The sequence below is a fragment of the Paraburkholderia piptadeniae genome (assembly GCF_900007165.1).
GTDB classification, from domain to species: domain Bacteria; phylum Pseudomonadota; class Gammaproteobacteria; order Burkholderiales; family Burkholderiaceae; genus Paraburkholderia; species Paraburkholderia piptadeniae.
Map to the genome: position 1 here is coordinate 1 of NZ_CYGY02000144.1, position 12,136 is coordinate 12,136.

A 12,136-nucleotide genomic window follows, 5' to 3' on the forward strand; every position below is an offset into this window, starting at 1 on the left:
CCACATGTGCTTGAAGCGGGTCAGGCGTTTATCCAGGACGTTGGCAACGAACACAAGCCAGCACACTGCTGCGCGAAGCACGGGGACGTTGAGAGCCCGTGGGTAAAGGTCAAGCACTGGCGGTGTGAGCGGCTTTCTTTTGCCTACTTTTCTTTGCCGCTGCAAAGAAAAGTAGGTGCCGCCCCGCACAGGGGCAACGCCCGCGCCGCCAGGCGCATCGCGGATGCCATCGCAAAGGCAAAAGCACCATAATAAAAACGCCGTCGCAGACACCAACAGCGAACATCAGCGTCGCAGACAGAAAAAGGAGACATGCCATGACAATCCCCATCAGCCGCTACCCCGTCCCCACGCCGGCCGAATGGCCCGACGACATCCGCGCGCGGATTCTCGAAGTCCAGGACAAGGCCGGCTTCGTGCCGAACGTGTTCCTGACGCTCGCGCACCGGCCCGACGAATTCCGCGCGTTCTTCGCCTACCACGATGCGTTGATGCTGAAGGAAGGCGGCCTCACGAAAGCCGAGCGCGAAATGATCGTCGTCGCGACGAGCGCCGTGAACGAGTGCCTGTATTGCGTCGTCGCTCACGGCGCAATCTTGCGCATCTACGAAAAGGCGCCGCTGCTCGCCGATCAGATCGCAGTCAACTACCGCAAGGCCGACATCACGCCGCGCCAGAAAGCGATGCTCGAATTCGCGGTGAAGGTGTGCCGCGATTCGGCCTCGGTGAACGACGACGATTTCGCGACGTTGCGCGGCCACGGCTTCAGCGATGCCGACATCTGGGACATTGCCGCGATCACCGCGTTCTTCGGCTTGTCGAACCGGATGGCGAACGTCATTTCGATGCGGCCCAACGACGAGTTCTATCTGATGGGCCGCGTCCCTCGCACATAAACGGCGCTTACTGTTCGAGCGCCTTCGAGCGCGGCGCGAGCGGCGACGACATCAGGTCTTCCAGCGACATCGGCCGCGCGAGGTGATAGCCCTGTCCGTGCGCCGCGCCGATCGTGCGCAGCAGTTCGAGCGTCGGCTCGTCTTCGATGCCTTCGGCGACGACCGTCAATTCGAGCGATTCCGCCATCCGCACGATCGCCCGCACGATTGCGCGGCTGCGCGTGCTGTGTGTCAGTTCGAGCACGAACGACTTGTCGATCTTCAGGCCGCTGAAGCGGTACTGGTGCACGTAGCTCAACGACGAGAAGCCCGTGCCGAAGTCGTCGAGCACGACGCACATGCCGCTGTCCGCGAGACTTTGCATCGTATTGCGCGCAAGGTCCGGCTCGGCGATCAGCGCGCCTTCCGTCAGTTCGAGCGAGATGCGCGACGGGTGCACGTCGTAGCGCTTCAGCAATTCGAGCAGCTCGTTCGCGAACTCGGGGCGCGTGATGCTGTAGCTCGACAGATTGACCTGCACGAGCGGCCAGTCGATATGCTCGCGCTGCGAAAGAATCTCCGCCACGCGCGCGAGCATGTACATGTCGAGCCGGCCGATCAGCTTGAGCCCTTCCACGGCGGGCAAAAAGCGGCCCGGCGCCCAGATTTCGCCATTCGGCTGCCGCCAGCGGATCAGCGCTTCGAGCGCGACGAGCTCGCCCGTCGCGATATCGACGATTGGCTGGAAATACGGCACCAGTTCGTCGTCGCGCTTGAGCGCGTTGCGCAGCGCACCTTCCGTTTCGATCTGATCCGACAGCTCGCGGCGCATCTGCTGGTTGAACACCGTGAAGCTGTCGCGGCCGCGATTCTTCACGCGGTACATCGCGGCATCGGCATCGCGAAGCAAGTCGGCGGGCTTCAGATGGAACGCACTGTCTGCGCTCACGACGCCGACGCTGCATGACGTGAACACCGTCTGCTCGTCGATGTTGAACGGCGCATCGAATGCCGCGAGGATGCGTTCCGCGAGCGACAGCACCGTTTGCAGGCTCGCGCCCGGCACGACGACGGCGAACTCGTCGCCGCCCAGCCGCGCCAGCAGATCGTCGCGCCGCAGACATTCGCGCAGGCGCGCCGCCACTTCGACGAGCAACGCATCGCCGAACAGATGGCCGAGACTGTCGTTGATGACCTTGAAGCGGTCGAGGTCGATGAAGAGCACCGACAGCGGCACGCCGCGCCGGCTGTAGCCATGCCACGCCGCTTCGAGCCGCTCGTACAGATGCGTGCGGTTCGGCAAGCCCGTCAACGCGTCGTGATAGTTCTCGTGCAGCAGGCGCGCGTTGGCCTCGTCGAGTTCCTGCGTGCGCGCGAGCACGCGCGCTTCGAGTTCGAGATTCGCCGCGTGCTGCGCTTCCGCGACGCGGCGCCGCGACAGCGCGGTATCGATGTGACGCGAGACGAAAGTCAGCAGTTCCTGATCGCGCCCGTCGTAGCGCACGCTCGACGAATAGCTCTGCACGACGAGCACGCCGCGCACGACATCGCCGTCGAACATCGGCACGCCGAGCCATGAACGCAAGCGGATATTCTCGCAGTCGAGGCTGATCTCGCCCGCTTCGACGAGGCGCACGGCATCGTCGGTATCGAACAGGCACGGCACGCGCCGGCGGATCACGTATTCGGTGAGGCCGCGCTCGCCACGGCGCGGCGCGGGCACGTCGCGCAGCGCTTCGTCGATGTAATACGGAAACGACACCTCAGCCGTGGCGGGATCGAACAGCGCGACATAGAAGTTCTTCGCATACAGCAGCCCGCCGACGATCTCATGCAGGCTGCGAAAGAACTTGCCGATCTCGACGGATTGACTCGACAGTTCCGCGATTTCGAACAGCGCCGCCTGCAGGTGCTGCGCGCGCTCGCGCTCGGCGATCTCGGCGCGCAGCGTGTCGTTCAGACGCGAAAGCTCGGCTGTGCGGCGCGCGACCTCGGCTTCGAGTCCGACGCGATGCAGAATGCGATCGAGCGCCATCGCCACATGCCGCGCGACGACGAGAAAGAGCGCACGGTCCTCCGCGCTGTAGATGCGCGACGCGTCATAGACCTGCATCGTCAACATGCCGAACACTTCGTCCGATGCGTTCTTGAGCGGCGCGCCCATCCAGAACTTCGGCCGATGCCCGACGCAATGGAAGCGCCCCGCCACAGTCGCCTCGACGATGCCCTTCTCGTCGATCAGGAGCGGCTGGCCCGTGGTCAGCACATAGCCAGTGAGCGACAGCCGCTCGGGGTCGACCATGTCCATATGATTCGCGTCGACGGCCTCGGTGTCGATCAGGTCGATGTAGTACGGGTACGTGACCGCACCAGTCTCACGGTCGTACAGCGCGAGATAGAAGTTTTCGGCGTCGATCAGCGTGCCAAGTCGCTCGTGAATCGCCTGCAGGAATTCGGTGCGCTCGCTGATCGAGCTGGCGAGATACGCGATGTCGTACAGCACGCGCTGCACGTTCTGCGCGCGCAGCAGCGCATCCGTCTGCATCTGTTCGCCGATCGCGCGCGCAAGCGCGGCGAGCCGCGCATCGGGTGCGAACGCGGCAGGCGCAAGCAGCCAGCCGAGCGCAAGCTCGCTGCGCCCCGTGGGCCACGCGACCCAGCCACACTCGGCGCATGCATCGTGCAGCATCGAAGGCACGAGCGTGCGCGGCCAGTCGAAACGCGTCGCGCCCTCGCGCACCAGTTCGAGTTGCTGGCCCGCGCGATACCACGCCCATGATGCGCCGAGCGTGTCGACGGCGCGCGCCGCGTCGTCGATCGATTGCGCCTCCGTTCCGCTTGCCGACAGGCCGGCACTCCACATAAGTCAGTCCTCGCGACGTCCAGGATTGTTTTTCGTTCGTTGGTATCGACGGGAATTTGCGCTTCAGTGCTTGCTCCCATCCGATGCAAGGCTGTTATATCGACGAACGCGAAGGCAAACTTGATGTATCCGACCCGCAAATAATATCGGTCACACGGCGTGAAAACGTTTGCATGAAGACTTTCGCGATTCGGTTTTGCCCTGATTGCTGCGGAACGGCACTTGCTGTTTAGCTAACGTACGTGCCGCTCAGGCGACTCATGCTTTCCGTTCGCTTGCGCGGCGCACCGTTTCGAGGAGCAGACATGCAAGCACATTCGAGGGGCGCGTTGCACGCCGACGCGTTCAGGCTCGGCCCGCGCGACTGGGTGCCGAACAACGGGCATCTGTCCGTCATCCTGTATCGCGACGTGCTGGACGATCCGGGCGACGGAGACAAGCTCGCCTCCACGTTCGAAGCGATGTTCGCGCGCAACGGCTGGCCGCCGAAATGGCGCAACGGCGTCTTCGACTATCACCACTTTCACTCTTCGGCCCATGAGGTGCTGGGTCTCGCAGGAGGCACCGCGGATGTGATCGTCGGCGGGCCGGGCGGGCGCGTCGTGCATCTGGAAACAGGCGACGTGATCCTGCTGCCCGCAGGCACGGGCCATTGCCTCGAATCGTCGAGCGGGCCGCTGCTGGTCGTCGGCGCATATCCGCCGGGGCAGCAATGGGACATACGGCGCGAAGCGCTGACCGAAAAGGAACGCATCGCGATGGAGGCGCTGCCGTTTCCGCACAGCGATCCCGTGCTTGGCACACAAGGGCCGCTGATGGAGAACTGGCTGAAGGCCGCGTGACGCTCGCGGCTCTCGTTGCCGCCGACAACGATCGCAAGCGCTTCAACGCGCGGCTATTGCGCTGAATGTTCGTCGTAGGCTGGCGACGCCAACATCATCGACGTCGATCGAGGCTGTCACGTCTCGCGCGCTGCATTGCGCGTGCACGGCTCGCGCAAAGCGCAGGCGCGGCCGATGCGTGTCCAACGCACCGCCGATACGCACATGCGCCACACCGCGCAACGCTCGCTACCGTACAGACGTCCGTTGATGTTCGCTGACGCACGCGGCGCGTTCGGGCTAACATCCCGTAACGGCGTTCGCCGGTGCAGGGTCTCGCGCCAGTACCATGACAAAGGACTTCATCCATTCGCTTGCCGTACTGACCGCAGTGGGAACGGGTCTCTGCGCGCCACCCGCGCACGCGCTCGAGCTCGATGAGCAACTCGTCTGCAAGACCGACGCGCACACTTTCATCCAGGCCCTGCTCGACGATCAATACATCGATCCGAATCCGATGCGCGTCGAAGCGAATTCCGTCAATGCATTTCGTCCGATGCGCGGCCGCGATCTCACGGCATTCGGCTTTCGCGTCTACGCGATACTCGGCTATCAGCGCGACGACGCGATCTTCCGCAAAGGCGACGGAAAGGCGGAAGCGGATTCGATCTATGGCGCCGTCGTGTCCGGTCCTTCCGAGTCGGTGCGCGTGCGTGTGCAGCAGGCGGGCAGCGGCGCGACCGTGAAGCAGGTGCTGCCGTTCGTCCTCACGGCGATCGTGTGCAGCGGCGACTGAGTGCCGAAAGTCAAGACTGTTGTAATTCCCCACATGGTGCACGCTGCCATCAAACGGCCATCCCCTCGCCGCTAATCTTGCTCGCGCAATTTCATGCGCCGCAGGTCAATCGCGTGCGGCTCTTCATTGCGATTGTTTCGATTTGATGACGCATTACCACGCCGCCGTGCAAGGGTCTCCTTCAGTCACACGGCGTTAAATCGAGCCCCGCATTTTCCTATACTCGCCAGGCTGTTTTTTCACTCACTGTCTGGACTAGCTGGAGCTTAACCATGAAAAGAATTCCCGCCGCGGTCGCGGTGCTCGGCCTGTTTGCCGCATCGGCTGCACACGCGCAAAGCTCGGTCACGCTGTATGGCCTCATCGACGCGGGTCTCATGTACACCAACAACGTGCAGAAGAGCGGCACGAGCGGCGCGTTGTGGCAGGCGACGAGCGGCACGATCAACGGCAGCCGCTTCGGCGTGCGCGGCGCGGAAGATCTGGGCGGCGGCTACAAGGCGCTCTTCGTGCTCGAAAACGGTTTCAACGTGCAGAACGGCACGCTCGGCCAGCACAGCCGTCTGTTCGGCCGTCAGGCGTATGTCGGTCTCGGCAGCAGCACGTACGGCACGCTCACGCTCGGCCGCCAGTACGACTCGCTCGTCGACTTCGTCGCACCGCTGTCGGGCACGGCGGGCACGTTCGGCGACACGGGCTTCGCGCATCCGTTCGACAACGACAACCTGAACCACTCGGTGCGCATGAGCAACTCCGTCAAGTACGCGAGCAACAACTATGCGGGCTTCAAGTTCGGCGCGCTGTATGCGTTCTCGAACAGCACCGACTTCGCGATGAACCGCGCGTATAGCGCGGGCGCGAGCTACCAGTGGGGTCCGTTGAACATCGCGGCCGGCTATCTGCAGATCAACGGCTCGAACAGCACGACGAACACGGGTGGCGCAATCGATACGGCCGAATCGGCCGCGAACGGCACGGGCGGCTTCCAGGTCGGCGCGGGTGTCGAGCGCGTGTTCGGCGCGGGCATCAACTACGCGTTCGGTCCCGCCGTGGTCGGCTTCGTCTACACGAACAGCCACTATCAGCAGTCGTCCGCATTCGGCATGACGAACGGCTCGATGCATTTCGACAACTACGAACTGAACGCCAAGTACGCGTTCACGCCTGCGATCTCGTTCGGCTTGACGGACACGTACACCGACGGCCATACCAGCGGCTCGCGTGCTTTCGGCTCCGATCCGAAGTTCAATCAGGTCAACGCGCAAGCCGTCTATTCGTTCTCGAAGCGCACGGACGTGTACGCCGAAGCGATGTATCAGCACGCGATCGGCCACGGCTATGTTGCGTTCATCAATACGTCGGGCGGCGCTTCGTCGACGGCCAATCAGGTTGTCGCGACCATCGGCATGCGCCATCGCTTCTGATCGGGTCTGCTTTAGTCTGCTTCCGCCTGCTTCAATTCATCCGGACTTTGCTTTTCAAAGCCTGCCGCACTTCGTGCGGCGGGCTTTTTTTCGCGCTTCGTCGTGCATTGTTCGAATGATCCGCTGCATTGCCGCATTTCACGCGAAACCGTGCGTTCCGTCCGCTGCCGCTTGCAATTCGCAGATTCGGCACCATCTATCGTTGACGCCAAAACAACGATTAGACCGCCAGGCCGATGCGCCTTTGTGCATCGCACCATAATTTTGACTATAGTGATGGGTGTACATGTCTTTCGCATTCGCGAAAGCGCTAACTATTGACGGAGAGTCCGCCGCGACGCGGACGCCATTCCGCCGCAAGTCATCGTGCTTGCGGTGCTCAGGCGAGGAGAGATCACGATGTACGATGCCGAAATCGCCGCGAAACTGTTGAACCGTTGGGCGATCAAACCGCCCGCCGCGCAGCACGATACTTCGCAGCACGACGCCTATCTGGATCTGCTGCGCGAAGGGAATCTGAACTTCACTCATCAAGTGGGACGCGTGACACTGGGAGATGTCGGCGCGGACGATCTGTTCGATCTCGAATCGCTCGTATTCGTCGACGGGTCGCGCGCGCTGCGCCTGAAAACACCGGGCGCCGTGCCGGGCTGGACACAGTGGGCCGCATTCGAGCCGCCCGTCGCGCGCGGCGCGGAGAACGCGTCGTTCCGCACGTCGCTCGACGCGGCCGACGAGTCATCTGCGTGCACGCTGGAAGCGCCCGAGCGCTGAGTCACTCGCCCGCGTTGCGCTTGATCTTCTCGATCAACGCCATCGCGGCTGCGGGGTTGTGCGCCTTGTGGCCGCTGATCACATAGAGATACACGTCGCGCGCTTTCTTCGCGGCGGGACGGCCGTAGCTGTCGAGATCGTCGGGCGCGCCGCCTGCGGCCCAGGCTTGCGCACGCTCGACCCATCGATCGAGCGCGTCGTCTGCATAACCGAGCGGGTTCGCCTCTTCCGTGCCCATGATGCGCGCATAGACGAATGAGGCCGTTGGATCGGCGATCTGCGGATATTTCGAATCGCCCGCGACGATGATCGCGACATCGCGCTTGCGCGCGAGCGCGACGAAGGCCTCGTCGCAAAAGCTCGCGTGTCGCACTTCGACGGCATGGCGCAACGCATGCCCGTTCGCTTCCGCCGGCAGCAGTTCGAGAAAATTGCCGAAGTCGTCGGCATCGAACTGTTTGGTCGGCGCGAATTGCCAGTTGATCGGGCCGAGCTTGTTCTTCAGTTCGAGCACGCCGCTTGCAAGAAAGCGCTCGACGGAATCACGCGCTTCCGCGAGCACGCGCCGATGCGTCGCGAAGCGTGGCGCCTTCAGCGAAAAGACGAAGTCGTCGGGTGTTTCGTCGTGCCACTTCGCAAACGTCTCGGGCTTTTGCGAGCCGTAGAACGTGCCGTTGATTTCGATCGTCGTGAGTTGCCGGCTCGCGTATTCCAGTTCGCGTTTCTGCGCGAGCCCTTCCGGATAGAACACGCCGCGCCACGGCTCGAACGTCCAGCCGCCAATACCAACGCGAATGCGCGTTGCCGTCTTTTTTCGAGTGGCCATCGCTGACGCCTTTACGAATCAGAACGCGGAGCGCACGACGCCGCCGTCCACGCGCAACGCCGCGCCATTGGTCGCCGACGACAGCTCCGAACACACGTACACGACCATGTTCGCCACTTCCTCGGGCGTCGTGAAGCGCTTGAGGATCGAGCTGGGACGCGCTTCTTCGAAGAACTGCTTTTCGAAGGCCTCGAAGCTTTGTCCGCCCGAAAGCTTCGCGACGAATTCCTCGACGCCGTCCGAACTCGTCGGCCCCGGCAACACCGCGTTGACCGTCACGGCCGTGCCCGCGCATGTTTCTGCAAGACCACGCGACAGCGCGAGCTGCGCGGTCTTGGTCAGGCCATAGTGAATCATCTCGGTCGGAATCTGAATGCCGCTTTCGCTGCTGATGAACACCACGCGCCCCCAGTTCCTTTTCTTCATGCCCGGCAGATACGCGCGCGACAACTGCACGCCCGACAGCACGTTGACGTTGAAAAAGCGCTGCCACTCTTCATTTGAGATTTCTTCGAACGGCTTCGGGTCGAAGATGCCCATGTTGTTGACGAGAATATCGACCTGCGGAAAGCGCTCGACGAGACGGGCGACCTGCGCGGGATCGGACACGTCGCCTGCAAAGCCTTGCACATTCGCGCCCGGGACTTTCGCGCGCAGCGCTTCGATCGCCTGATCGACCGACTGCTGCGAGCGCCCGTTGACGACGACCTGCACGCCTTCGCGCGCGAGCCCGGCTGCGATCGCATGGCCGATGCCCTTCGTCGAGCCGGACACGAAGGCGAGCTTGTCCTTGATCTTGAGATCCATTTGACGATGTCCTTTGAAGTCGAGCGGGAGATGCATCGCGTGCGAGGGGCGCGGCATGGCGCGTGCGCTCGCATCGCGTAGCTGCATTCGCGAGTGTAGAACCACCGCAAAAATCGTGCAGAAGGACAGACATGAATTGCGCGGGGCCACGACGCAATGGCGTCGGATTCGCTGCAACGCCAGAGAACGGCGCTACGTCGACGATCGCGCGCCAGCATGAAAAAACGAACGGCGCGAGCATTCGACAGACGGGGCGCGCCCGGAGAGTTCGGCCGCCCGGACGGCACATATCACTCGCAACGGTTCGACGTGCGAGTCATCTGGCTCGGCGCAACGTGGGATGCAACGGGCAGTGCGAACACGCACCCATTGCCGTGCGAATCGCAGACGGGTGCCTACGTCGGCATGATGCACATCTTCTGAGCGCGCGCGGGCCGCCTCATCCGCTCGCGTGGATGAGGCGGCCCGCATGTGCGAGTGCTATACGCCGTTAAGCGGCTTTCGCCTGCTCCGGCTTAGCAGCGTGCGTCGCGCCCGTGTCCTTCTGCTGGGCGATCTGCTCGCGCAGCTTGATGAGCGCGAGCACCGTATCGATGGTCGGCGTCTCGTGACTGACAAGACGCCCCATCTCCTGCACGACGGTCAGCAACGGATCGATCTCCATCGGACGTCCGGCTTCGAGATCCTGCAGCATCGAAGTCTTGTGCGCGCCCACTGCGCCCGCGCCATCGATACGCCTTTCGACATCCACACGGAAATGCACGCCGAAGCGGTCAGCCACCGACTTCGCTTCGAGCATCATCGTCTTGGCGACGGCGCGCGTGCCGACGTTGCTCGTGATGACATCGAGCGTCGCGTGCGTAAGCGCGCTGATCGGGTTGAAGCACAGATTGCCCCACAATTTCAGCCAGATTTCGTCGCGGATGTTGTCGCGGATGGGCGCTTCGAGTCCCGCCGCAACCATGATTTCGGAGAGCGCCTCGACACGCGGCGAACGCGTGCCGTCGGGTTCGCCGATCGGAAACTTCTTGCCGTACACGTGCTTGATCACGCCCGGCTCGACGATCTCCGCTGCGGGATAGACGACGCAGCCGATCGCGCGCTCCGGTCCGAACTTCTTCCATTGCATGCCGCCCGGGTCGATGCTTTCGAGCGTCGTGCCCGCGAACTCGCCGCCATGCTTGTAGAAGTACCAGTACGGGATGCCATTGACGGCCGTGACGATCGCCGTGTTCGGTCCGAGCAGCGGCTGGATCGCATCGACGACACCCGGCACCGAATGCGCCTTCAGCGCGATGATCACATAGTCCTGCGGGCCCAGCTCGCGCGGGTCCGACGAACAGCGCACATTGACGAGACGCTCGGTATCGTCGATCAGCAAGCGCACGCCGTTGCGCTGCATCGCGGCCAGATGCGGGCCGCGTGCGACGAAACTGACATCCGCGCCCGCAAGCGCCAACTGTGCGCCGACATATGCGCCAATCGCGCCGGCTCCATAAACACAGATCTTCATCTATCTGCTCCCATTCCAAGAAGTGATCAGTGAGGTCGAGCCGGGGCGTCCAAAGACGCGACGCGCGATCGTCATCGTCGGTTCATCGTTGCCGACTCATGCATCGGTTTCTTGACCGGCATATTGACGAAACGCGCGGCCGACTCATCCGCGTACCCATTGCGCGTTTATTGCGCGGCCGCCTCGACGGGGCGAGCAGCCGCAAGCTGGTTCGGCAAGGCGCCGATGCCTTCGATCGACACCACGACAGTCGAGCCATCCTTGATCGAGCCGACGCCAATCGACGTGCCGCACGCGATCACGTCGCCAGGCATCAGCGTCATGTCATGCGAGATCATGCTGACCTGTTCGGCGGGCGTGAAGATCATGTCCGACAGCGGATAGTTCTGGCGTTCGACATCGTCGAGACGCGTGACGACGCTCGCCTTGCGCCAGTCGAATTCGCGTTCGATGACGGGACCGATGCAACTGAACGTATCGAAGCCTTTCGAGCGGCACCATTGCGCGAAATTCGGGTCTTCGTTCAGCAGGTCGACGGCCGTGACATCGTTGATGCACGTGTAGCCGAAGATGTAGTCGTCGGCGACTTCGGGCGAGACGTTCGTGCAGCGCTTGCCGATCACGATGCCAAGCTCGCCTTCGTACGCGATCTTGCCGCTGTAGCCTTTCGGGCGGCGAATCGGCGCGCCGGGGCCGATCACCGACATCGGCGGCTTGATCAGAAAGAGGGGATGCGACGGCGCTGCCTTGCCGAGCTTCTGCGACAGCGCATGAAAGTTGTTCCAGAGCGCGACGACTTTGGTCGGCATGCACGGACTCAGCAACTCGACTTCGTTCAGCCGCCAATGCTTGCCGTTGGGTTTCGCGTCGCCGAACATGTCGCCGTCGTATTCCGCAATGCTCGCGTTATCGAGCACGCCGAAACCGATATGACCTTGCGGCTGCCGAAAGCGTATCCACGATGTCATCGAACCGTCTCCACAATGTTTTTTATCGACCGACACGGTGAATACGCCCGCGTCACGAGTTGAAACGTGTTTGTGTATTCGTTCAAGCCTGGCTCAGATGGCGCCAGCCGTTCTGAGCGCGTCGATCTGCGCGGGCGAATAGCCGAGTTCGGCCATCACCTCGTCGGTGTGCTCGCCGAGCAGCGGCGAGCGCGTCACTTCCGTCGGGCTGTCCGACAGCTTGATCGGGTTACCCACGGTCAGATACTTGCCGCGCACCGGGTGATCGACTTCGACAATCGTGCCTGTTTTGCGCAGCGATTCGTCTTCGGCGATCTCCTTCATCGACAGGATCGGACCGCACGGAATGTCGTGTTCGTTCAGGATTTCCATCGCCTCGAACTTGGTCTTCGTCATCGTCCAGCGTTCGACTTCCGCGAAGATTTCCTTCAGGCGCGGCAGGCGCGCGTCCGCCGACGCGTAGTGCGGA

Annotated in this window: 13 protein-coding genes; 7 read left to right on the forward strand and 6 right to left on the reverse strand. The window is 62.8% G+C overall.

Annotated features, from left to right (window positions below; translation table 11 throughout):
• Positions 1 to 252 (forward strand): hypothetical protein (locus BN2476_RS47850; protein WP_218274610.1); only part of this gene is annotated, 252 nt, incomplete at its 5' end.
• A 65-nt stretch (positions 253 to 317) separates the two neighbouring features.
• Complete coding sequence (locus tag BN2476_RS42890; protein ID WP_087740188.1) at positions 318 to 896, forward strand: peroxidase-related enzyme; 579 nt, start codon at positions 318 to 320, stop codon at positions 894 to 896.
• A gap of 7 nt (positions 897 to 903) precedes the next feature.
• Here the strand turns inward: BN2476_RS42890 and BN2476_RS42895 are convergent, their stop codons facing one another.
• Complete coding sequence (locus tag BN2476_RS42895; protein ID WP_087740189.1) at positions 904 to 3,738, reverse strand: sensor domain-containing phosphodiesterase; 2,835 nt, start codon at positions 3,736 to 3,738, stop codon at positions 904 to 906.
• A gap of 305 nt (positions 3,739 to 4,043) precedes the next feature.
• Here BN2476_RS42895 and BN2476_RS42900 point away from each other — a divergent pair, with 305 nt between their 5' ends.
• The 4 genes from BN2476_RS42900 to BN2476_RS42915 all read left to right on the forward strand — a co-directional run bounded on the left by BN2476_RS42900 (position 4,044) and on the right by BN2476_RS42915 (position 7,553).
• The gene (locus BN2476_RS42900) at positions 4,044 to 4,580 is read left to right on the forward strand and encodes a cupin domain-containing protein (protein WP_087740190.1); all 537 of its coding nucleotides are present in this window, start codon (positions 4,044 to 4,046) and stop codon (positions 4,578 to 4,580) included.
• Between the two features lie 328 nt (positions 4,581 to 4,908).
• Entirely contained in the window at positions 4,909 to 5,355 is a 447-nt protein-coding gene (locus BN2476_RS42905; RefSeq protein ID WP_087740191.1) for a hypothetical protein, read from the forward strand.
• A gap of 272 nt (positions 5,356 to 5,627) precedes the next feature.
• The gene (locus tag BN2476_RS42910) at positions 5,628 to 6,779 is read left to right on the forward strand and encodes a porin (protein ID WP_087740192.1); all 1,152 of its coding nucleotides are present in this window, start codon (positions 5,628 to 5,630) and stop codon (positions 6,777 to 6,779) included.
• Positions 6,780 to 7,178: 399 nt separating this feature from the next.
• Entirely contained in the window at positions 7,179 to 7,553 is a 375-nt protein-coding gene (locus BN2476_RS42915; RefSeq protein ID WP_087740193.1) for a hypothetical protein, read from the forward strand.
• Position 7,554: 1 nt separating this feature from the next.
• On the opposite strand, the gene BN2476_RS42920 is transcribed toward BN2476_RS42915, so the two are convergent.
• Both BN2476_RS42920 and BN2476_RS42925 read right to left on the reverse strand, forming a co-directional pair.
• Positions 7,555 to 8,379, reverse strand: coding sequence for a DUF72 domain-containing protein (locus tag BN2476_RS42920; RefSeq protein ID WP_087740194.1), 825 nt, complete (start codon positions 8,377 to 8,379; stop codon positions 7,555 to 7,557).
• 18 nt (positions 8,380 to 8,397) lie between these two features.
• Complete coding sequence (locus BN2476_RS42925) at positions 8,398 to 9,186, reverse strand: SDR family NAD(P)-dependent oxidoreductase (protein WP_087740198.1); 789 nt, start codon at positions 9,184 to 9,186, stop codon at positions 8,398 to 8,400.
• A gap of 216 nt (positions 9,187 to 9,402) precedes the next feature.
• Between BN2476_RS42925 and BN2476_RS42930 the strand changes: the two genes are divergently transcribed.
• Complete coding sequence (locus tag BN2476_RS42930; protein ID WP_143811222.1) at positions 9,403 to 9,609, forward strand: hypothetical protein; 207 nt, start codon at positions 9,403 to 9,405, stop codon at positions 9,607 to 9,609.
• A gap of 67 nt (positions 9,610 to 9,676) precedes the next feature.
• Here BN2476_RS42930 and BN2476_RS42935 read toward each other — a convergent pair whose 3' ends face one another.
• The 3 genes from BN2476_RS42935 to BN2476_RS42945 form a co-directional block, all read right to left on the reverse strand.
• On the reverse strand, positions 9,677 to 10,699 hold the full coding sequence (locus BN2476_RS42935) for a 2-dehydropantoate 2-reductase (protein WP_087740196.1): 1,023 nt from the start codon (positions 10,697 to 10,699) through the stop codon (positions 9,677 to 9,679).
• A gap of 167 nt (positions 10,700 to 10,866) precedes the next feature.
• Complete coding sequence (locus BN2476_RS42940; protein ID WP_087740197.1) at positions 10,867 to 11,667, reverse strand: fumarylacetoacetate hydrolase family protein; 801 nt, start codon at positions 11,665 to 11,667, stop codon at positions 10,867 to 10,869.
• Positions 11,668 to 11,760: 93 nt separating this feature from the next.
• Positions 11,761 to 12,136, reverse strand: a 376-nt coding sequence (locus tag BN2476_RS42945; RefSeq protein ID WP_173819730.1) for a CoA transferase, incomplete at its 5' end; no start/stop codon positions are given.